The sequence below is a fragment of the Streptomyces sp. NPDC047706 genome, from assembly GCF_043204795.1.
In the GTDB taxonomy this organism is placed as follows: Bacteria; Actinomycetota; Actinomycetes; order Streptomycetales; family Streptomycetaceae; genus Streptomyces.
This window is the reverse complement of the sequence record NZ_JBIDCW010000024.1, coordinates 1-22,800: the sequence shown is the minus strand read 5'-3', so window position 1 is coordinate 22,800 and position 22,800 is coordinate 1. Positions and strand designations below refer to the sequence as shown.

Annotated in this window: 5 protein-coding genes; 3 read left to right on the top strand and 2 right to left on the bottom strand. The window is 74.7% G+C overall.

Annotated elements, in window-relative coordinates; all coding sequences use genetic code 11:
* Positions 1-33 precede the first annotated feature (33 nt).
* Entirely contained in the window at positions 34-243 is a 210-nt protein-coding gene (locus tag ACGF8A_RS25815) for an MbtH family protein (RefSeq protein WP_393112079.1), read from the bottom strand.
* A 20-nt stretch (positions 244-263) separates the two neighbouring features.
* Positions 264-19,121 carry an amino acid adenylation domain-containing protein gene (locus tag ACGF8A_RS25810; protein WP_393112077.1) on the bottom strand — a complete coding sequence of 6,286 codons (18,858 nt, stop codon included), beginning with the start codon at positions 19,119-19,121 and terminating at the stop codon, positions 264-266.
* A 171-nt stretch (positions 19,122-19,292) separates the two neighbouring features.
* Here ACGF8A_RS25810 and ACGF8A_RS25805 point away from each other — a divergent pair, with 171 nt between their 5' ends.
* The 3 genes from ACGF8A_RS25805 (at position 19,293) to ACGF8A_RS25795 (ending at position 22,690) form a co-directional block, all read left to right on the top strand.
* Entirely contained in the window at positions 19,293-20,333 is a 1,041-nt protein-coding gene (locus ACGF8A_RS25805; RefSeq protein WP_393112075.1) for a FecCD family ABC transporter permease, read from the top strand.
* Positions 20,334-20,703: 370 nt separating this feature from the next.
* Positions 20,704-21,813 (top strand): FecCD family ABC transporter permease, encoded by a 1,110-nt coding sequence (locus tag ACGF8A_RS25800; protein ID WP_393112073.1) that lies wholly within the window; start codon positions 20,704-20,706, stop codon positions 21,811-21,813.
* 4 nt (positions 21,814-21,817) lie between these two features.
* Positions 21,818-22,690, top strand: coding sequence for an ABC transporter ATP-binding protein (locus tag ACGF8A_RS25795; protein WP_393112071.1), 873 nt, complete (start codon positions 21,818-21,820; stop codon positions 22,688-22,690).
* Positions 22,691-22,800 lie beyond the last annotated feature (110 nt).

The window sequence follows — 22,800 nt, the reverse complement described above, 5'->3', positions numbered from 1 at the left end:
GGGGCGGTCCCGGGGACCGCCCCACCGTCGTGGTCAGCCGTCCATCGACTCGGCCAGGCTGCGCGGCCTCATGTCCGTCCAGTGCGTCTCGACATGGTCCAGGCAGGACTGCCGGCCGGCGGGGCCGTGCGTCACCCGCCAGCCGGCCGGCACGTCGACGAAGTCCGGCCAGAGGCTGTGCTGGTTCTCGTCGTTGACCAGCACCAGGAAGACACCCTCGGGGTCCTCGAACGGATTGCTCATGCTCTTCCTCTCCTCATGGTTCACGGCCGTGCGGTGCGCTCTGCCCACGCGACCAGCCCCTCCAGCGCCCTGAACCAGGTCTCGGCCAGGTCCTGGACCGTCTCGCGCGCCAGCAGTCCATCCAGGTAGGACCAGTGGGCGGCCAGCACCGGCCCGTCCGCCCGGTCCTCGGTGACGACGTTGATGCTCAGCGCGTGGCCTTCGCGCATCGCGCCTTCGGGGCCGATGTCGGCCGCTTCCTCCTCGGGCGCGTACGACCAGTCCGTCTCCTCGGGGATGCCGAACCGGCCGAGGTAGTTGAACTCGATCCGCGCCGCCTCGCGGCCCGCGAGCACCTCGCGGGTCCGCGGGTTGAGGTGGCGCAGCATTCCGTACCCGACGCCACCGGAGGGCAGCGAGGCCAGGTGCTCACGGACCCGGCGCACGGCTTCCCCGGCCGCGGGGCCGCCCGCGAAGGCCTCGGCGGGGTCGGCCGGGCCGGGATCGAGCCGGACCGGGAAGACGCTGGTGAACCAGCCGACCGTACGGGAGAGGTCGACGTCGTCGCCGCCCAGCTCCTCGGTGCGGCCGTGCCCTTCCAGGTCGACCAGGACGGAGGTGCCGCAATCGCCGTGCCGCCGCCGCAGGTCGGCGAAGGCCAGCGCGAGCCCGGCCAGCAGGACGTCGTCGACGCCGGCCCCGAAGGCCGCGGGCACCGTGGACAGCAGTGGCCCGGTGTGCTGGGCGGGCATCCGCAGGACGACCTCCCGCTGGGTGGCGGTCGTGTCGCGGTCCGGGTCCAGTTCGCGGGCGAGCGGGAAGGGCGGTGCACCACCGTCCAGGACGGCCGTCCACACGGGCAGTTCCGCCTCCCTGGCCGGGTCCTGGGCGAGTGCGGTCAGCAGCCGCGCCCAGCGCGCGAACGACGTCTCGACCGGGGCGAGCCGCGCGGGCCGCCCGGCGGCGACGTGCCGCCAGGCCGTCGCCAGGTCCGGCAGGAGCACGCGCCAGGAGACGCCGTCCACCACCAGGTGGTGGGCCATCAGAAGCAGCCGTCCGGGCGCGTCGCCGGCGTCGAACCACACGGCCCTGACCATCACGCCCGCGTCCGGGTCGAGCAGCGCCCGCGCCGCGTGCGCCCGGTCCCGTACGCTTGCGGCGAGTGCCTCGGCGTCCAGGCCCGCCACGTCCACGCGGTCGATCCATCCGGCGGCGTCGACCGCGCCGGGGGGCGGGACGTGCAGCGACCAGTCCTCCGTGGCGTGCGGCGTGGGCCGCACCAGGGTCGCCCGCAGCAGGTCGTGCCGGTCGGCCAGCGCCTGGAGCACGGCGGTCAGGCCGGGCAGCTCCAGCTCCGCGGGGGTGCGCACCAGCGCCGCCTGGTGGTACGAGGCGAACGGCCCGCCCAGTTCGCGCAGCCAGTGCATCACCGGGGTGAGCGGCACGGTGCCGGTTCCGTCGTCCGCCGGACGGGAACCGGACGCGCCGGCGGCCTCGGCGACGGTGCTCAGCGCGGCGACCGTGCGATGGCGGAACACCAGCCGGGGCGTGATGCGGATGCCGGCCGCGCGGGCCCGGCCGACGAACTGCATCGCGACGATGCTGTCACCGCCCAGGGCGAAGAAGTCGTCGTCCACGCCGACCTGTTCCAGCCCCAGCACCTCGCCGACGACCGTGCAGAGCAGCTCCTGCACGGCAGTGGCGGGCGCGCGGCGGGAGGAGAGCGCGGAGAAGTCCGGCGCGGGCAGGGCGGCGCGGTCGAGCTTGCCGTTCGCCAGCTGCGGGAACCGCTCCAGGGTGACCACCGCCGCCGGGACCATGTGGTCGGGAAGCCGTGCGGCGACATGGCCGCGCAGCGCCCCCGGGTCCGGTTCGGTGCCAGGGACCGGGATCACATGGGCCACGAGGAGCTTGCGCGGACCCTCCTGACGCACCGTCACCACGGCCTGACTGACGGCGGGATGGCCGGTGAGCGTGGACTCGATCTCGGCGGGCTCGATGCGGAAGCCGCGGATCTTGACCTGGTCGTCGGCGCGTCCGAGGTAGTCGAGGCGCCCGTCGGCGGTCCAGCGGGCGAGGTCGCCGGTGCGGTACAGCCGTGCGCCCGGTTCACCGAACGGGTCGGCCACGAACCGTTCGGCGGTGAGCCCGGGCGCGCCCAGGTAGCCCCGGGCGAGACCGCCGCCCGCCAGGTACAGCTCACCCGTGACCCCGGGCGGCACCGGCTGGAGCAGGCCGTCCAGGACATGGGCGCGGGTGCCGGCCACCGGCCGTCCCACGAGGGGGCGTTCGCTGTCGCGGACGCGGGCCACCAGGGCGTCCACGGTGGACTCCGTCGGCCCGTACAGGTTGAACGCCTCGGTGGCGCGCAGTGAGGCGAGCCGTTGCCACTGCGCCGCAGGTACGGCCTCGCCGCCCACGCCGACCACGGCGAGGGGACAGTCGTCGCCGTTCAGCAGACCGCTGTCGGCCATCTGCGCGAAGAACGACGGGGTGACCTCCAGGAAGTCGAAACGGTGCTCGGCGACGGCGGCCGCGAGCAGTTCGGGATCGCGCCGCACCTCCTCGGACACCACGTGCACGCAGTGCCCGTCGAGCAGCCACAGCTGAGGCTGCCAGGAGGCGTCGAAGAAGAAGGACCAGGCGTGGCCCGCCCGCAGATGCCGCCGCCCGGTGGCCCGGGCGGCCGGCCGGTACAGCGTCTCGCGGTGGCTGTGGAAGAGATGGCCGAGCGTCTCGTGGGTGACCACGACTCCCTTGGGCCGGCCGGTGGAGCCGGAGGTGTAGATGACGTACGCCGGGTGCCGGGGCGTCAGCGGGGCGGTGCGGTCGGCGTCCGTGAGGTCGGCCGCGTCCTGTCCCGCGATCCGTTCGGCGGTGCCGGGCTCGTCCAGGACGAGGGGGCCGGTACCGGGCGGCAGGGTGGCGGCGAGTGCCCGGGTGGTGAGCGTCAGCACGGGGCGGGCGTCGGCGAGTACGCCGGCCGTGCGGTCCCCGGGTGCGTCGGGGTCGAGCGGCAGATAGGCCGCTCCCGCCTTGTGCACCGCGAGCACGGCCACCAGGAAGCGCGCGGTGCGCGGCAGCGCGAGGGCGACGTACCGTTCGGGGCCCGCGCCGTGCCGCACCAGGAGGCGGGCGAGCCGGTTGGCTTCCCGGTCGAGCTCGGTGAAGCTGAGCTCGAGGCCGTCGGAGGCGGCGGCGGGCAGGTCCGGGAAGCGGCGCACCGCTTCCGCGAAGAGGGCGGGCACGGTGGCCGGCGCCGCGGCGAGCGGACGGCTGTGCCAGCCGCCGCGCAGCCGGGCCTCCTCCTCGGCGTCGAGGATGCCGATGCGCCCGAGCGGCACGTCCGGGTCCGCGGTGACGGCCCGCAGGATGCGCCGCAGGCGGTCCGCGAAGGACTGTGCGGTCGGGTGGTCGAACAGTTCGGCGCTGTACTCCAGCACGCCGTCGACGCCGCGGCGGTCCGCCCGCTCCACGAAGTCGAACGACAGGTCGAACTTCGCGGTCGTCTGCGCCACGTCGTCCCGGTACGCCCGCAGTCCGGGCAGCCCGCCGCCGTCGTCGCCGGACGCCAGGTACACCACCATCACCTGGAACAGCGGATGCCGGGCCAGCGACCGGGTGGGGTTGAGCACCTCCACCAGTCGTTCGAACGGCACGTCCTGGTGGTCGAAGGCGACGAGGTCGGCCTCCCGCACCCGGGCGAGCAGTTCCCGGAAGGAAGGGTCCCCGGAGGTGTCGGTGCGCAGCACCAGCGTGTTGAGGAAGAAGCCGACCAGGTCCTCCAGAGCCGCGTCGGTACGTCCTGAGATGGGGCTGCCGATCGGGATGTCGTGGCCCGCGCCGAGCCTGGTGAGCAGAGTGGCCACGGCGGCCTGGAGCACCATGAAGACGCTGACGCCGTGGTCGCGCGCCAGCCGGTGCAGCCCCGCCGCCAGTTCGGCGTCGAGCGAGAGGTCGGCGGAGCCGCCCCGGTGGCTCGCCTCCAGCGGGCGGGGCCGGTCGACGGGCAGCGCCAGTTCCTCGGGCAGCCCGGCCAGCGCCTGACGCCAGTGGGCGATCTGACGCGCGGCGAGGCTCAGCGGGTCCTTCTCGTCCCCGAGTACGGCGCGCTGCCACAGCGTGTAGTCGGCGTACTGGACCGGCAGCGGCTCCCAGCCGGGGGCACGCCCCGCCGTGCGGGCCGCGTAGGCGAGCGCCAGGTCGCGGTGGAGCGGGACTTCCGACCATTCGTCACCGGCGATGTGGTGCAGCAGGAGCAGCAGCGTCCACTGCCCTTCGCCCGTGCGGAACACCTGGACACGCACGGGCGGTTCGCGGTCCAGCCGGAAGCCGTACGCCCCGGCGCGCTCCAGCAGCCCGGGCAGCCGGCCGGCATCCGTGTCCTGCACCTCGAAGGGGATGCGGACGTCGGCGGCGTCCAGCACCCGCTGGAAGGCCCGGCCCTCCTCGTCGGGGAAGACCGTGCGCAGTGTCTCGTGCCGTACCACCAGGTCGTGCACCGCGGCGCGCAGCGCCTCGACGTCCAGGTCTCCGGTCAGCCGCCAGGCCGTGGGGATGTTGTACGTCGCGGAGGGGCCCTCCACCTGGTACAGCACCCACAGGCGCTGCTGGGCGGAGGAGAGCGGCAGGCGTTCGGGACGCGGCCGGGCGGTGAGCGCGGGGCGGGCGGAGTGCCGGTCGTGCGTGAGCCGCCGCGCGAGCCGGGCCACGGTGGGCGCGTCGAACACGGTACGCAGGGACACCTCGGCGCCGAGCGCGGCGCGGATCCGGGCGGTCAGCCGCATGGCGAGCAGCGAGTGGCCGCCCAGCGCGAAGAAGTCGTCGTCGACGCCGACCTCGGGGACGTCGAGCACGGCGGCGAACGCCTCGCACAGCAGGTCCTCGCGGGGGGTGCGAGGCCTGCGTCCCGAGCTGAGCGGGGCGAGTTCCGGCGCAGGCAGCGCCTTCTCGTCGAGCTTGCCGGAGACCGTGCGCGGCAGCGCGGCGACGGTGACGAAGGCAGCCGGGACCATGTGCGCGGGCAGCGCGGCGGCGGCGTGGCCGCGCAGCTGGGCGGGGTCGGGCTCGCGGTCCCCGGCAGGCAGGACGTAGGCCACCAGCCGGCGTACGCCCGGAGTGTCCTCGCGCACGACGACGGCGGCGGTCGCCACGTCGGGGTGCCCGGCCAGCAGTGTCTCGATCTCGCCGGGTTCGATGCGGAAGCCGCGCAGCTTGACCTGGCTGTCGGCGCGCCCCAGGAACTCCAGCGTGCCGTCCCGGCGGCGCCGGGCGAGGTCGCCGGTGCGGTACATGCGGCTGCCCGGCGTCCCGAAGGGATCGGCGGTGAACCGCTCGGCGGTCATGCCGGGCCGGTTCAGATAGCCACGGGCCAGCCCTTCGCCCGCGAGGTACAGCTCGCCCGTGACGCCCACGGGGACGGGCCGCAGCGTGGCGTCCAGGACGTGGGCGCGGATGTTGTCGAGGGGGGCGGCCCAGCGGCCGGAGGCGTCGCGGTGCCGGCCGTAGGCGTCGACCGCGCACTCGGTGGGTCCGTACAGGTCGTGGACCTGGACGTCGGGCAGCGCGCACAGCCGTTCCCACAGCGCCGCGGGGGTCGCCTCGCCGCCCACGGCGATCACACCGGGGAGGTGGCCGCCGGGCTCCAGGAAACCGTGGTGGATCAGTTCGCGCAGATAGGTCGGTGTGACGTCGAGGAAGTCGATCCCCTCCCGGCCCAGGTGCGCCAGCAGGGCCGCCGGGTCGGCCATGGTGGCCTCGTCGGTGACGTGCAGCTCATGCCCGGCGAGCAGCCAGATCAGCGGTTCCCAGCTGCCGTCGAAGCTGAACGACGCGGCGTGCGCGGCCCGCAGGCATGTGCGGCCCGCCGCTCGCTGGGCGGGGACGACGAGGTCCTCGCGGTGTGCGGCGAAGAGGTTGCTCAGGCCGCGGTGGGTGCCGACGACGCCCTTGGGCCGGCCGGTGGAGCCGGAGGTGAAGATGACGTACGCGGCATTCGACGGGGCGGGTGTCACGGGGGCCGGGGTCTCGCCGTCGCCGCGGTGGTCCGCCTCGTCGAGGAGCACCCGCTCGCAGCCGTCCGGCAGTCGCGGCGCCAGGGCGGATGTCGTCAGGACGCACAGGGGCGCCGTGTCCCGGAGCATGAACTCCAGCCGGTCGGCCGGGTGTTCGGGGTCGAGCGGCAGATAGGCGGCTCCCGAGCGCAGTACGCCGAGCAGGGCGGGGACCATCAGGTGCCGGGGCAGGGCAAGCCCGATGACCGTCTCGGGCCCCGCTCCGCGGCGCAGCAGCAGCCGGGCCACCGCGTCCGCCCGCTCCGCCAGCTCCCGGAAGCTCAGCCGTTCGCCCCCGGCCACGAGCGCCGGGGCGCCGGGCCGGGCACGGACGACGTCGTCGAGGATCTCCGGCACGGACCTGGTCTCCGGCGGCCTGGCCGTGTCGTTCCACAAGGTCGTGGCGGCCGACTCCTCGTCGGCCGTCAGGACGGTCAGCGAGCCCACCGGGCGTGCGGCGTCCCGGGCGACCTGCTCCAGCAGGCTCACCAGCCGCTCGGCGAGCCGGGTGGCGGTTTCCGCGTCGGTCAGGTCGGTCGCGTACTCCAGCAGCAGCACCATGTCGCGTCCGGCGCCGTGGTCCACGAACGTGAAGTCCAGGTCGAACTTGGCCGTACCGGTGTCCATCTCGAACCACTCGGTCGGCAGCCCGAACAGGGCGGGGTCACCGCCGGGCCGGTGATGGTAGCCGAGCATCACCTGGAACAGCGGGTTGCGGTCGGCGACGCGGGCGGGGTTGACGGCCTCGACCACCCGGTCGAACGGCACGTCCTGGTGCTCGAAGGCGGCGAGCGCGGCTTCCCGTACGCGGCCGAGGAGTTCGGCGAAGGTGGGGTCGCCGGACAGGTCCGTGCGCAGGACGAGCGTGTTGACGAAGAAGCCGACCAGGTCGTCGACCGCGCTGTCGGTGCGCCCCGCGATCGGTGCGCCCAGCGGGATGTCGTCGCCCGCTCCGAGCCGGTGCAGCAGCGCCGCCGTCGCCGCCTGGAACAGCATGAACATGCTGACCTGATGGGCGGCCGCCAGCTCCCGCAGCGCGGCGGCCGTCGCGTCCGGCAGGCCCAGGCGGACGGTGGCGCCCCGGCCGGTGGCGCGGGCCGCGCCGGGGCGGTCCAGCGGCAGCGGGATCTCCTCCGGCAGGTCGCGCAGGGCCCGTGTCCAGTAGGCGAGTTGTGCGTCGCCGGCGTCGGCGAGCAGGCGTTCCTGCCACAGCGTGTAGTCGGCGTACTGCACCGGCAGGGGTGCCTCGTCCGGCTGCCGGCCGGCGGCGCGGGCGGCGTAGGCGCGGTTGAGGTCGGCCAGGAACGGCCGGTCCGACCACTCGTCGGTGGTGATGTGGTGCAGCACCAGGGCCAGCACGTGGTCCTCGGCTCCCAGCCGCAGGACGTCGGCCCGGAGAGGAAGTTCGGTGCTCAGGTCGAAGGGGCGGCGCTGGGCCGCCTCGATCCGGGCGGCGAGTTCCTCCTCGGCGCAGTCGGTCACCCGGACGCCGGGCTCGACCGCTCCGGGCGGCGCGATCCACTGGTACGGCTCGCCGTCCTCGGTCACGAACCGCGTGCGCAGCGCTTCATGACGGTCGGTCACATCGCGCAGCGCGGCCCGCAGGGCGTCGAGGTCCAGTGCTCCGCGCAGCCGGACGACCAGCGGGAAGTTGTACGCGACTCCGCCGCCGGTGATCCGTTCCACCAGCCACAGCCGCCGCTGGGCCGCCGACAGCGGTACCCGTGCGGGACGCTCGGCCGCGGGCACCGGCTCCAGCACCGGCCGGACGGGGCGCCCCGCCTCCGCGCGCAGCGCCAGCGCCTCGGGCGTCGGTGCCTCGAACAAATCCCGGATCGCGAGTTCCGCGCCCAGTTCGGTGCGGGCCCGGCTGATCAGCCGGGTGGCGAGCAGCGAATGGCCGCCCAGGTCGAAGAAGTTGTCCTCCGCGCCGGTGCGCGGCAGTCCCAGCACCTCGGCGAAGAGCCGGCACAGCACCTCCTCGGCCGGCGTGCGCGGTCCGCGGCCCTCCGACAGGGCCACCGCGGGCTCGGGATCCGGCAGTGCCCGCACGTCGAGCTTGCCGTTGTCGTTCATCGGCAGCCGCGGCAGGACCACGAGGGCGGCCGGGACCATGTAGCCCGGCAGGCGCTGTCCCAGGTCCTCGCGCAGCCTGCGGACGAGCGCGCCGTTGCCGCGGGTGGCGGTGGGGGTGTTGGCGTAGGGGGCGGTGCCCCGGTCGGGGCGTGGGCGGTGCAGGCCCGAGGTGCGCCGGGGCTCCGGGCCGCGCACGAACACGGCGTCGAAGTGGCCGGGTTCCTCCGACCAGGTGGTCAGAACCCGGTAGCCGCGGGACTCCCCCAGCGACCGCAGCCGCTCGGGCTCCTCGCCCGCCGGAACGGGGACGGGCCGTGCGGCGTCCATCGCCCGCGTCGCCGCGAGGTCGTCCGCCGTACGGGCGTCGGGTATGCGGCGGACCCGGAGCAGGTCCGCGCCGCCCAGGCGGGCGCCGAGGTCACCCGTCCCGGCCCAGTCCAGCACGGGGGCGTCCTCGACCCGCAGAGCGCCCTCGCCCTCGTACAGCACCACGTCGTAGCGGTACCGGGTGAGTTCGTTGTGGTGCCGTCCCGCCTTGGTGCGCAGCTCGACGCCTACGCCGAGGGTGCTGAACCAGTCCGGGTCGACGAGGAGTTCCTTCTCCAGGGCGAGGCCGCGGTCCACGGCCCGGCGCAGCGCCACCGGGTCGGTGTCCGCGCCCGCGCGGGCGAGCTGGACACCCGTCTGGAACACCCGGGCCTGCCGCAGGTCGCGCACGTCACCGAGGAACAGGGCGCCGCCCGGCGCGAGCAGGGCCATGGCGGCGCGGATCACCTTGTGCAGGTGGTCCAGGCTGGGGAAGTACTGCACGACGGAGTTGATGACGACGGTGTCGAAGAACCCGGTCGGCAGGCCGTCGGTCACCTCGGCGGCCTGGCAGCGCAGTTCGACCTTCCGCGCCAGCCCCGGGTCGGCCTTCAGGTCCTCGCCGATCTTGCGGATCACGGGCGCCGCGAAGTCCGTCGCCCAGTAGGACTCGGCGTCCGGGGCGAGCCGCGACAGCAGCAGGCCGGAGCCGACGCCGATCTCCAGGATCCGCCGCGGCCGCAGCTCGCGGATGCGCTCCACGGTGGCCTCGCGCCACTCGCGCATGTGTTCCACGGGGAGGGGCGCTCCGTCGTAGGAGCTGTCCCAGCCCGCGAAGTCCTCGGTGAAGACGGCCGTGCCGATCTCGGTGTACTCGGCGGAGTAGATCTCCCGCCATTCGCCGATCTGGTCGCGCTCGGCCGCCCGGAGCGCCTCGGCGCCGGGCTCCGCCGGGACGACGTAGCCCACCAGCCGCTTGGTGCCCGGGGCGGTCGTGTCGTCGCGGGCGACGACGGCGGCCTGGGACACCTCGGGGTGCTGGGCGAGCACCGTCTCGATCTCGCCCAGCTCCACCCGGTGACCGCGGATCTTGACCTGGTCGTCGGTACGGCCGAGGAAGTCGAGGTTGCCGTCCGGACGGCGCCGCACCAGGTCACCGGTGCGGTACATGCGCTCGCCCGGCCGCCCGTACGGGTCGGCCACGAACCGCTCGGCCGTCAGGCCAGGCCGGTCGAGGTAGCCGCGGGCCAGGCCCACGCCCGCGATGTACAGCTCGCCCGCCACACCGTCCGGGACGGGGCGCAGCCAGGGGTCGAGGAGGCGGGCGCGGGTGGCGCGGATCGGGCGGCCCACGGTGGGGGTGGCACTGTCGTGGGTGCCGCCGCCGAGGGTGTTGATCGTGTACTCGGTGGGCCCGTACAGGTTGTAGCCGTACGTCCCCTCGGTGTCCCGCAGGGTGTTCCACACCGTCTCGGTGACCGCCTCGCCGCCGAGCAGCACCAGCGGCGGCCGGTGCCCCTCCAGCAGTCCCTCCTCGATGAGCAGATGGGCGTAGGTGGGCGTCACGTTGACCACGTCGACGCGGTGCTCCTCGCAGTACGCCACCAGCGCGGTGGCGTCACGGCGCAGTTCCTCGTCGCAGACGTGCAGCTCGTGGCCCTCGACCAGCCACAGCAGCTCCTCCCAGGACATGTCGAACGCGAACGAGACGGTGTGCGCGATGCGCAGCCGCCGCCCACCCGCCGAGGCGATCGCCGGGGCGAAGATCTCCTTCTGGTGGTTGAGCTGCATGTTCGTCAGGCCGGCGTACGGCGTGACCACGCCCTTGGGGCGGCCGGTGGAACCGGAGGTGTAGATGACGTACGCGGGGTGGTCGAGGCTGAAGGTGACGTCCACGGCGTCGGCGGGCAGCCCCGTGAGCTCGGCCGCCACCTCCGGGTCGTCGAGCAGGACGCGTGGGGTGTCGCCCGTCAGTGTCCGGGACACGGCCCCCGTCGACAGCATGAGCAGCGGGCGTGCGTCGGCGAGCGTCAGCGACAGCCGCTCCGCCGGGTGGTCCAGCTCCAGCGGCAGGTACGCGGCCCCGGTGCGCAGCACCGCGAACAGCGCCACCACCATGTCGATGGAACGCGGCAGGCCCAGCGCGACGACCTTCTCGGGTCCGGCGCCGCGCGCGAGGAGCAGCCGGGCCATCCGGTTGCAGCGGGCGTCGAGTTCGGCGTAGGTGACGCTCTGGGCACCGAAGACGAGGGCCGTCGCGTCCGGCGTGCGGGCGGCCTGGGCGGCCAGCATGTCCGCGACCGTCTCGTGCGGCACCGGCTGCCGGCTCGCGGCCTCCTCGCGGGCCAGCCCGGCGGCCTCGGCGGGCAGCAACGCGTCCAGCGAGCCGACGGGGGCGGCCGGGTCGGCCACCAGCCGCTCGACCAGGAGCACGAACCGGTCCAGCAGGCTTCGCGCGTACGCGTCGTCGAGGAGGTCCGGACGGTAGGCGAGGGTGACACGGACCCGCTCACCGGGGGTGACGACCAGGTTGGCCGGGTAGTGGGTGGCGTCCACGTTGGCGACTGCGCTCGCCCCGTGCCGGTCGCGCAGTTCGGCGAGCCGCACGTCGGTGTCGGCGTTGCGCAGCACGAACAGCGTGTCGAACAGGCGCCGGTGGCCCGTCTCGGCCTGGAGGACGCCCAGGCCGAGGTACTCGTGCGGCATCAGCTCCAGCCGCTCCGCCTGGATCCGGCGCAGCAGGGCGAGCACCGGCTCGCGCGGGTCGAGGGCGATGCGCGCGGGGACGGTGTTGAGGAACATGCCGATGACGTTCTCGACGTCCGGCACCTGGCTCGGCCGGCCGGCGACCGTCGTGCCGAAGACGACGTCACCGCGGCCCGTCGCGCCGGCGAGGACCAGGCCCCAGGCGGCGTTGAGCACGGTGTTGGGGGTGAGGCCGTGCCGGCGGGCGGTGTCGCGCAGCCGCCCGGCCGCCTCCGGTGCAAGGACGGCGTCCAGGTGTTGCGGGATCACCGGCTCCAGGCCCCGGTCGTCGACGGCCGGCACCAGCAGCGTCGGCTCGTCGAAACCGGCCAGGGCGGTGCGCCAGGCACGCGTCGCGTCGGTGTCGTCCTGCCGCTCCAGCCAGGTCAGGTAGTCGCGGTAGGAGCCGGGGCGGGCCAGGCCCGCGGGGTCGCCGCCGCTGTCGTACAGCGCGAACAGCTGGTCGAGGAGGAGCCAGGCGGACCAGCCGTCCCACAGGATCAGATGGCGGCCGACGACGAGCCGGTCCCCGCGCGCCCGGCCGAGCCGGATCAGCAGCATCCGGAACAGCAGGGGGCGGGTCAGGTCGAAGCGCCGGGAGCGCTCCTCGTCCATCAGGGCGGCCATTCGCCGGTCCTGTTCGGCCGGCGGCAGTCCGGACAGGTCCACCTCCGTCAGCGGGGCCTCGGCGTCGCGCACGATGAACTGCACGGGCTCGCGCAGTCCTTCGCTGGTGAACCCGGCGCGCAGGCTCGGGTTGCGGTCGAGCAGGGTGCGGGTCGCCGCCCGCAACCGCTCGGCGTCCATCCCCCCGGCGAGGTCGAAGGACTCGTGGACCGTGTAGACGTCGAGGGAGCTGTCGTCGAACGTGGAGTGGAAGAACAGGCCCTCCTGGAGCGGGGCGAGCGGCCACACGTCCTCGACGCGGCCGGGGGCGAGCCGTTCGACCCGGGCCCGCTCCTCCTCGGTGAGGGTGAAGGCCGGGGCGGGCTGCGCGGTCCCGGCGGGCTCCCGCACGGTCACCGCCGCCGCGAGCGCCGCCGGTGTGCGGTGCTCGAAGACGTCCCTCGGGTCGAGCACCAGGCCGGCGCGGCGGGCCCGGCTGGAGACGGCGATGGAGCTGATGCTGTCGCCGCCGAGCAGGAAGAAGTCGTCGTCCACGCCGACGTCCCCGAGCTTGAGCACGGCGGCGAAGATCTCCGTCAGCAGCGCCTCCCCCGGATCGCGCGGGGCGCGGTCGGCGGCCCGTACGGCCCGGGGGGCGGGCAGCGCGGCCCGGTCCAGCTTGCCGCTGGGGGTCAGCGGCAGGGCGTCGAGGACCACGTAGGCACCGGGCACCATCGGGGCGGGGAGGGCGCCGGACAGGGCGTCGCGCACGGCCCTGACGTCCACGCCGGTCCCCGCCACCAGGTAGGCGACGAGCGCGTCGTCCCGTACGGTCACGGCGGCCTGCGCCACCCCGGGCAGGCGCACCAGCGCGGCCTCGATCTCGCCGGGTTCGATGCGGTTGCCGCGCAGTTTCACCTGCCGGTCGGTGCGGCCCAGGTACTCGACGACGCCGTCCGCGCGGCGCCGCACCAGGTCGCCGGTGCGGTACATGCGGCTGCCGGGCGGGCCGTAGGGGTCGGCGGAGAACCGTTCGGCGGTGAGCGCCGGGCGGCCGTGGTACCCGCGCGCCAGTTGCACGCCCGTCAGGTACAGCTCGCCCGGGACACCGTCCGGCACGGGCCGCAGGCAGGAGTCCAGCACCCGCAGACCGGTGTTCCACACGGGCCGCCCGATGGGCACGGTCGTGCCCGGGTCGCCGTCGTAGGGGTGGTGGGTGACGTCGACGGCGGCCTCGGTCGGGCCGTACAGGTTGTGCAGGGGTACGCCGGTCAGTTCGCGCCAGCGGCTCGCGGCGGCCACCGGCAGGGCCTCGCCGCTGCTCAGCACGCGGCGCAGGGACGCCGCCCAGGCGGGGTCGGCGGTGACGTCGTCCGACCGGAGGAACGCCTCCAGCATGGATGGCACGAAGTGCATCGTGGTGATGCCCTGCTCGCGCACGAGCGCCGCGAGATACGCCGGGTCGCGGTGACCGTCGGGCCGGGCGAGGACCACGGCCGCGCCTTCCAGGAGCGGCCAGAAGAACTCCCACACCGACACGTCGAAGCTGGACGGTGTCTTCTGCAGCACCCGGTCGTCGGCGCGCAGCCCGTAGGTGCCCTGCATCCAGGCGAGCCGGTTGACGATCGCGCGGTGGGTGACGACCACGCCCTTGGGCAGGCCGGTCGAGCCGGAGGTGTAGATGAGGTAGGCGGGGTCGTCGGGGCGGGCCGCCGCGCGCCCGGTGACCGGCTCCCCGTCCGCCTCGGGGGCGTCGAGCAGCAGGGCCGGGGGGGCCTGCCGGGGCAGCCTTCCGGCGGACGCGGACAGCGTCAGCACCGTCGTGGCGCCGGAGTCGGCGAGCATGTGGGCCACCCGGTCCGCCGGGTAGTCCAGGTCCACCGGCAGATAGGCGGCACCCGACTTCAGTACGGCGACCAGGGCGACCATCAGCTCCACCGACCGCGGGACCGCGACCGCGACGAACGTCCCGGGAGCGGCGCCGCGACCGCGCAGCCGGGCAGCCAGCGCCGCGGCGCGGGCGTCGAGTTCCGCGTAGGTCAGCCGTTCGTCCTCGTGGACGACGGCGGTGGCGTCCGGGGTGCGGGCGGCCTGTGCCGCGAACGCCTCGGCCAGGGTGGTCTCCGAAACGGGACGTTCCTCGCCCTCCGGGTGGGCGCGCAAGGCCTCGTCGGGCGACAGCAGTTCGACGGAGGCGGCGGGGCGCGCCGGGTCGACGGCGATCGCCTCCAGGATGCGGGCCAGCCGGTCGCCGAGCGCGCGCGCGGCGTCGGCGTCGAGCCGTTCCGTGTGGTGCTTGAGCCGCAGGTCCAGCCGCCGGCCGGGCTTGACGACGAGGGCGAGCGGATAGTGGACGGCGTCGTGGAAGGCGTCGCCGGTGATCCGGACGCTGCCCGAGGGGTCCCGCAGGTCCGTCTCGGCGGGGTAGTTCTCGAACACCACGAGGGTGTCGAAGATCTCGCCCCCGCCCGCGTGCCCGGCCAGCCGCTGGATCTCGGCGAGGCCGAGGTGCTGGTGGTCGAGGAGCCGTGCCTGTTCCTCCTGGAGACGGCCGAGCAGCTCCGCGAGCGGCTCGCCCGGGGACCAGCGCAGGCGCGTCGGAAGGGTGTTGATGAACAGGCCCACCATCGCGGCGATGCCGTCGACCTCGCTGTCCCGGCCGGAGACGGTGGTGCCGAACACCACGTCGTGCCGGCCCGTCAGTCTGCCCAGCAGCAGCCCCCAGGCGGCCTGGACGACCGTGCCGAGGGTGACGCCGTGGGCGCGGGCGCGCTCGGTGAGGCGCGCGGTGGTCGCCTCGGGCAGTTCCACGCGGATGTGCGCCGGCCGCACCGGCGCGTCCGTGCCGGGGGCCGCCACCAGCCGGGTGGGCTCGTCGAGTCCGGCGAGGGCGGTGCGCCAGGCGGCGCGGGCCGCGTCACGGTCCTGCGCCGCGAGGCGGCGCAGGAAGGCGCGGTACGGGGTGACGTCGGCGAGGGGCGGCGTGTCGTCGCCGTAGCAGGCCATCAGCTCGCGGTGCAGGACCGGCAGGGACCAGCCGTCGGCCACGATGTGATGGAACGTCAGGACGAGCCGGCTGCGGTGTGCGCCGAGCCGGACCAGGGCGCAGCGCAGCAGCGGCGGCGCGGCCAGGTCGAACCCGCGGGCCCGCTCGTCCTCGGCCACCGCGTCGCCGAGCGATTCGCGGACCTCGCCGTCCTGGGCCGACAGGTCGACCTCCCGCCACGGCAGCTCGGCGTCCCGGGTGATGATCTGGACCGGGGTGCCGTCCGCGCGCCGGCGGAACGCGGCCCGCAGGGGGGCGTGCCGGTCCAGCAGGCGCTGCGCTGCGCGGCGCAGGGTGGGGCCGTCGACCGGCCCGGCCAGGTCCAGGACCTGCTGCACCACGTAGGCGTCGCCGTCCGGACCACCGTTCAGCGCGTGGAAGAAGAAGCCCTGCTGGAGCGGGGTGAGCGGAAGCAGTTCCTCGACGGCGAGCGGCCGCGTCCCCTGGATCCCGGCCAGTTCGGCGGCGTCGGCCACCACCAGCGGATGGTCGTCGGTGTCCTGGTCCGTCCGCGCGACGGCCGCCTTCGCGAGGGCCTCCACCGTGCGGTGCCGGAACACGTCACGGGTGGTGAGCCGGAGCCCCGCCTCACGCGCCCGGACCAGCAACTGGATGGCGGTGATGCTGTCGCCGCCGAGGGCGAGGAAGTCGTCCTCGGCCGTCACCGAGTCCAGCCCGAGCACGCCGGCGTACAGCCCGCACAGCAGCTTCTCCCGGGCGGTGCGCGGCGGCCGGCCGGAGCTCGTCGCCGAGCGGTCCGGGACGGGCAGCGCCTTGGCGTCGATCTTGCCGCTGGGGGTGACCGGCAGGGCGTGCAGGGGGACGAAGGCCGAGGGGACCATGTGGTCGGGCAGCCACTCGGCGGCGTGCGCGCGCAGGGTGCGCATCAGCGCGGTCACGTCGCGGAAGGGGGCGGGGCGGTTGGCGAGGGGATACGCCCCGGCCGTGCGGTACGGCCCGCACAGTGGGCCGTCGAGGGCGAGGAGCACGTCGAACGCGCCGTCGTCGGCGGCGCCGTCCCAGGTGAGGGCCGCCGCGTAGCCGTGCTCGGCGGCCAGGCGTTCGATGTCCTCGGGGTCGGCGCCGGGTGCCGCCTCCTGGCCGCTGCCGTCCAGTCGCCGCAGGTCGGCCAGGTCGTCGGCGAGCCGGGCGTTGGGCACCGCGGTGACCCGCAGCCGCCGCGGCCGCTCGGCGAGCACTCCGGCCAGGCCGGCCATGCCGCCGACGGCGGGCCAGTGGACCTCCCGCTCCTGCGGGACGCCGGTCACGGTGGCCGCGGGGCGCAGGACGACGTCGTAGCGGTACCGGCTCAGCTCGTTGTGGTGGGCGGCCCGCTTGATGCGGATGTCGGCGTCGAACCCGTCGAGCGTGGCGAAGAAGTCCGGGTCGAGGAGCAGTTCGCCCTCCCAGCGCACCGACTGCTCGACGGCCGCGCGCAGGGCGCTCTTGTCCGTCTCCTCCTCGCCCGCCGCCCGCCTGGTCTCGACGGCGCAGCGCAGGGTGCGCAGCAGGCGCAGATTGCGTACGTCGCCGACGAAGACGCTTCCGCCGGGCACGAGCAGCGCCGAGACCTGGCGCAGTACGTCGTGGAGGTACTCGGCGCTCGGGAAGTACTGGGCGACGGAGTTCAGGACGACGGTGTCGAAGTACGCGGTGGGCAGCCCGGCGGTGTCGTGCGCGGGGCGGGCGCGCAGTTCGACCTTGGCGGCGAGTTCCGGGTCGGCCGCCACCTGGGCGCGCAGCGCGTCGATCGCCTGCCGGGAGAGGTCCGTGCCCCAGTACGCCTCGCAGTCCGGGGCGACCCTGGACAGGATCAGGCCGCTGCCGACGCCGATCTCCAGCACCCGGCGGGCGGTGCCGAGTCCGCGGATCCGTTCGACGGTGGCGTCCCGCCACTCGCGCATCTCACCGACCGGGATCGGCCTGCCGTCGTACATGCTGTTCCAGCCCGCGAAGTTCTCGCGGAAGCTCTCGGAACCGGCGGCCGCGTAGAGGAGTTCGTGCAGGTCCTTCCACTCCTGGACCCGCGCGTGGGGGTCCTCGCCGCGAGGGCCGTCCAGGGCGGGCACGACGTAGGCGGCGAGGCGCCGGTCGCCGGGGCGGTCCTCGCGGGCGACCACGGTGACCTGGTCGACGGCCGGGTGGCCGCGCAGCACGGACTCGATCTCGCCGGGCTCGATGCGGAATCCGCGGATCTTGACCTGGGCGTCGGCGCGGCCGAGGAACTCCAGCCGTCCGTCGGCCTTCCAGCGGACCAGGTCGCCCGTGCGGTACAGGCGTTCGCCGGGTGCGCCGAAGGGGTCGGCGACGAACCGCTCGGCGGTCAGGTCCGGGCGGCCCAGATAGCCGCGCGCGAGGCCCGCTCCCCCGAGGTACAGCTCACCGGTGACACCGGCGGGCACCGGCCGGAGGAAGGGGTCGAGGACGTACGCGCGCGTGCCGGGGTCGGGCACGCCTATGGGCACGACGGCGCCGGCCGGGATGTCCGGATCGCACAGTCCGAGGGTGGAGTTGGTGGTGGCCTCCGTCGGCCCGTAGGCGTTGAACATCATCCGGCCGCGCGCGTAGCGGCGCACGAGCTCCGGCGACACCCGCTCGGTGCCGGCCAGCAGCGTGGCCGTGGGCGGCAGCCGGACGTCGTCGGGCATGGCGGCGAGCAGCGCGGGCGGCAGGATCATGAACGTGACGCCGTGGGCGTTCGCGTATTCGGCGAGCGGCGCGCCGGGCACCCGCCGTTCGGCCGGTACGACGACCAGCCGGCCGCCGGAGAGCAGGCCGAGGCACAGGTCCCAGAAGGCGACGTCGAAGCTGGGCGAGGCGAACTGCAGCACCCGGCTGTGCGGCCCGATACCGAACCGCTCGCTCTGCGTGGCGACGAGCTTGGCGACACCGCCGTGGGAGAGGACGACGCCCTTGGGCCGGCCGGTCGAGCCCGACGTGTAGATGACGTAGGCGGCGTTCAGGAGGGAGACGGGCGCGGCGGGGTCGTGAGCCGGCCGCCCGGCCAGCTCGGCCCCGGCGGCGGGCGCGTCGAGTGCGAGCAGGGTCATGCCGTCCCGCTCGGGGAGCTCCCGCGCGGTCTCCTCGGTGGTGACCATGCAGACCGGCGCGGCGTCGCCGAGCATGTACGCGATGCGCTCCACCGGGTAGTCGTGGTCGATCGGCAGATAGGCGGCGCCGGACTTGAGGACGGCGACCTCGGCGACGATCAGGTCGGTGGAGCGCGGCAGCGCCAGCGCGACGACGGCTTCGGGGCCGGCGCCCCGCGCGGCCAGGGCGTGCGCGAGCCGGTTCGCCCGCGCGTCCAGCTCGGCGTAGGTGAGTTCCTCGTCCTCGAAGACCAGCGCGACGGCGTCGGGACGTGCCCGCACCTGCTCGGCGAACATCGCGGGCCAGGTGAGCGGCGGCACGGTGTGCCCGGTGGCGTTCCAGTCGTCGACGACCTGCCGCGTCTCGTCCTGGCCCATCAGGTCGAGCCGGGCGACGGGGGTGCCGGGGCGGGCCAGGGCGGCGGTGAGGACGACCAGGTAGTGGCCGAGGAGCCGCTCCACGGTGGTGCCGTCGAAGAGCCGGGGATCGTATGTCGCCCGTGCCTCGCCGTTGCGCACCTCCAGCACCACGTCGGCCGGCGCGGGCAGGTCCCCGGCCGGCCGGGCCGCGGTCGCGAAGACCGTGTTGAAGAACAGGCCGCCGCCCCGCGTCGGCCGTGGCCGCAGCTCGTCGACGAGGAGTTCGGCGGGCACCCGGTGGGTCTGCGCCTCGTCCCACGCCTCCGTCACACGGCGCACCAGCTCCTGGAAGGTGGGCTCGTGGTCGACGCAGACGCGCACCGGGAGCCCGTCGTGGCCGACGGTGAGGTCCGGCGCACCGCTGTAGCGGTGCAGCAGGGCGACGAACGCGGCGAGCAGCACGGCCTCGCCGGCCTCCGGCACACCGGCGAGGGTGCGGGTCTGCCGTTCCGCCGCCGGCGCCGCGGGATAGGACCGGTCGGTGGGCAGGGATATCTCCAGCGGGAGCGGTGTGAGTGTCCGCCGCCAGTACGCCAGCACTTCTTCGGAACCGCACACAGCAGCGTGCCTCCCCAGCGGGTCTGTCCCGGCCCTGGGCCGGGGGTCGGCGACATACTAAGGTAAGGGTTACCTAATTCACAGGGCAGGCACATGGTTCACCAAGGGGTGGGACGCCGGGCCGTCTCCCCCTACGCTTGGCTAAGGCAAGCCTCATCAAAGGAAGTTCACGTGGGGACCTCGGTGGTCCGGGCGGCCAAGGGCCCCCGCGCAGTCGCACTGCTCGCGCTCTTGGGCGTGGCGCTCCTCGCGCTGTGCGCCCTGTCCATGGCGTACGGCGCGCTGGCCGTACCCTTCGGACAGGTCTGGGACACGCTGCTCGGAGACGCGCCCGACTCCCGTGTCGAGAACGTGATCTGGTCCGTGCGGCTGCCCCGCACGGCCCTGGGCCTCGCCACCGGAGCCGCGCTGGGCCTGTCGGGGGCACTGATGCAGGCCCTCACCCGCAACCCGCTCGCGGACCCGGGCATCCTGGGCGTGAGCGCGGGCGCGGCCTTCGCCGTCGTGCTGTCCGTCGGCGTCCTGGGCATCGGCACGGTCTACGGCTACATCTGGTTCGCCTTCGCCGGTGCGCTGGTGGCCAGCATGCTGGTCTACCTCCTGGGCGGGCTGGGCCGCTCGGGGTCGACGCCGGTCAAACTGGCCCTGGCCGGCGTCGCCGTGACCTCCCTGCTCTTCTCCCTGACCAGCGCGGTCGCCCTCACCGACCCGGACGCCCTGAACCGCTACCGCTTCTGGTCCGCGGGCTCGCTCGCCGACCAGAACGACGAAGTCCTCCTGCGCGTCCTGCCGTTCCTGGTGACGGGCGCGATCCTCGCCCTCGCCTGCGCGCCCGCGCTGAACAGCCTCGCCCTCGGCGACGACGTCGCGAGGTCGCTGGGGCTCAAGCTGGGGACGGTCCGCGTCTGCGGGGTGGTGGCCGTCACCCTGCTCACCGGCGGAGCGGTCGCCGTGATCGGCCCGGTCGTCTTCGTCGGCCTGGTCGTGCCGCACATCGCGCGCGTCCTCACCCAGTACGCCGGCATCGGCCCGGACCACCGCTGGCTGCTGCCCCTGTCGGCGGTGCTCGCGCCTTGCCTGCTGCTCGCGGCGGACATCGCCGGCCGGCTGATCGCCCGCCCGGTGGAGATCCAGGCGGGCGTCCTGGTCGCCTTCGTCGGAGGCCCGTTCTTCATCGCCCTGGTCCGCCGGCGTCGTCTCGCGGAGCTGTGAGCGATGACGCATCCGCGAGGAGGGCGGGTTGAGGGCCGCGAGCCTGTGGTGAGCCGCACTGTGCGCCGACGCGCGGGGCTTCGTGCCCTGCCGGTCCGGCCCGCCGGGCTCCGGGCGACCGAGCGCAGCCACCGCACGCAGTCACGGGTCCCCGGCCGGCTGCCGCGCCGGGGCGTGGACCGGGAGGCAGCCACGGACCGCCACGAACCGGCTCCCACCCCCGCAGCCCACTCCACGAGCCGCCACGAACCCGCACCCGCACCCGCCCACTCCACGACCGCCACGAACCCGCACCCGCACCCGCCCACTCCACGGACCGCCCCCCTCGGCCGCCGGCCCAGGACGACCCCACGCACGAAGGTGTGAGCGTATGACGACCGAACTCGTGCCCGGAGTGGGCCGGAAGGACGCGGCGGACCGCCCTGCCCTGCCCCGCTCCCCCGGCCGCGTCCCCTTCCGGCTCGGCGTCCCGCCCGTCTCGGGGGTGCTGCGGCCCCGGCTGGTGGCCGTCTGCCTGGTCCTCGCCGCCTGCGCCTTCCTCGCCTTCGCCGTGGAGACCGCGATCGGCGACATCGGCCTCCCGCTCACCCACGTGATGCAGGCCATGTTCGGTGCGGGCGACCCCGGCACCCAGCTGATCGTCCATGAACTGCGCCTCCCGCGGGCCCTGGCGGGCCTGCTCGTCGGCATCGCGTTCGGCATCTCGGGCGCCCTCCTGCAGACCATGACCCTCAACCCCCTCGCCAGCCCCGACATGATGGGCATCACCCAGGGCGCCGGCGCCGCGGTCGTCGCCGGCATCGTCCTCGGCTGGGACAGCGGCCCGGGCACCCAGGCCCTGGGCCTGCTCGGCGCGCTCGCGGCCGCGCTGCTGGTGTACGTCCTGGCGTGGAGCCGCGGCACCACCGGCTACCGGATCGTCCTCGTCGGCGTCGGTATCGCCTGGATCTGCACCAGCGCCACCGACTACCTCATGGCACACGGCAGCCGGTTCCAGGCGCAGTCGGCGCTCGGCTGGCTGGTCGGCAACCTCAACGGCCGCACCTGGGAGCAGATCGGCCCGCTGGCCGTGACCATGTCCGCACTGGTGCCGGCCGCCCTGCTCCTGGGGCGGCAGATGCGCACCCTGCAGCTCGGCGACGACGTGGCGCGGGGCCTGGGCACTCGCGTCCAGACCGTCCGGGTGGCCGTGCTGCTCGTCTCCGTCGGACTCGTGGCCTTCGGTACGGCGACCGCGGGGCCGGTCGCGTTCGTGGCGCTCGCCGCGCCCCAGGTCGCCCAGCGTCTCGCCGGCACGGCCGTCCCGCCGCCGGTGGCCGCGGGGCTGACCGGCGCCGTGATGGTGCTCGTGTCCGACCTGATCGCCCGGAAGCTGATCCCGGACACGGAACTCCCGGTGGGGATCGTCACGGGCGTCCTGGGCGCCCCCGTACTGCTGTGGCTGCTCGTCCGCGCCAACCGCGCCGGTTCAGGAGGCTGAAGACGTGTCATCGAAGCACGAGGTGTACGAAGGTCCCGCCGACGGCCCCGACCTGCGCGCCGAGGGCCTGCGCCTGGCCTACGACGACCGGGTCGTCGTCGACGGGCTCGACGTCGTGATCCCCTCCGGCCGGATCACGGCGATCGTCGGCGCGAACGCGTGCGGCAAGTCGACCCTGCTGCGGGCCCTGGCCCGGCTGCTGACACCCAAGTCGGGTGCCGTGTACCTCGACGGGCGCTCGGTGCACTCGATACCCACCCGCGCCCTGGCGCAGCGGCTCGGCATCCTGCCGCAGACGCCCGTCGCGCCGGAGGGGCTGACCGTCATCGACCTGGTGGGGCGCGGGCGTTCACCGCACCAGACGTGGTGGCGGCAGTGGTCGGCGGCCGACGAGGAGGCCGTGCACGACGCGCTGCGGGCCACGGCGATGACCGAGCTCGCGCACCGGCCCGTCGACGCGCTCTCCGGGGGCCAGCGGCAGCGGGCCTGGATCGCCATGGCGGTCGCGCAGGGCACCCCGGTGATGCTGCTGGACGAGCCGACGACGTATCTGGACCTCGCGCACCAGATAGACGTCCTCGATCTCGTCACCGACCTGAACCGGCATCAGGGCCGCACCGTCGTGATGGTGCTGCACGACCTCAACCAGGCCTGCCGGTACGCCGATCACGTCGTCGCGATGAAGGCGGGCCGCGTCGTGGGCGAGGGCGCCCCCGCCGACGTCGTGACCGCCGCGAGGGTGGAGGAGGTCTTCGGGCTGCGCTGCGTGGTCGGCGAGGATCCCGTCAGCCGGACGCCGATGGTCATCCCGATGGGCCGTCACCACGAGGGCACCGGCGCCACGGCCTCCGTCGCCGTCCCCGGCGCGGCCGGCTGACGCGGGGGCCGGGGGCCGCGGGGGCCGGGCCGGCCCCCCCCCCGCCCCCCCGGGCCGGGGGGGAGGAATAACCCCCCGGGTGGGGAGTATTTTGGGGGGGGGGTCACGGG

Coding starts and splice junctions, on each gene's coding strand:
- ACGF8A_RS25815 (WP_393112079.1), bottom strand. CDS start 243: ATGAGCAATCCGTTCGAGGACCCCGAGGGTGTCTTCCTGGTGCTGGTC.
- ACGF8A_RS25800 (WP_393112073.1), top strand. CDS start 20,704: ATGACGACCGAACTCGTGCCCGGAGTGGGCCGGAAGGACGCGGCGGAC.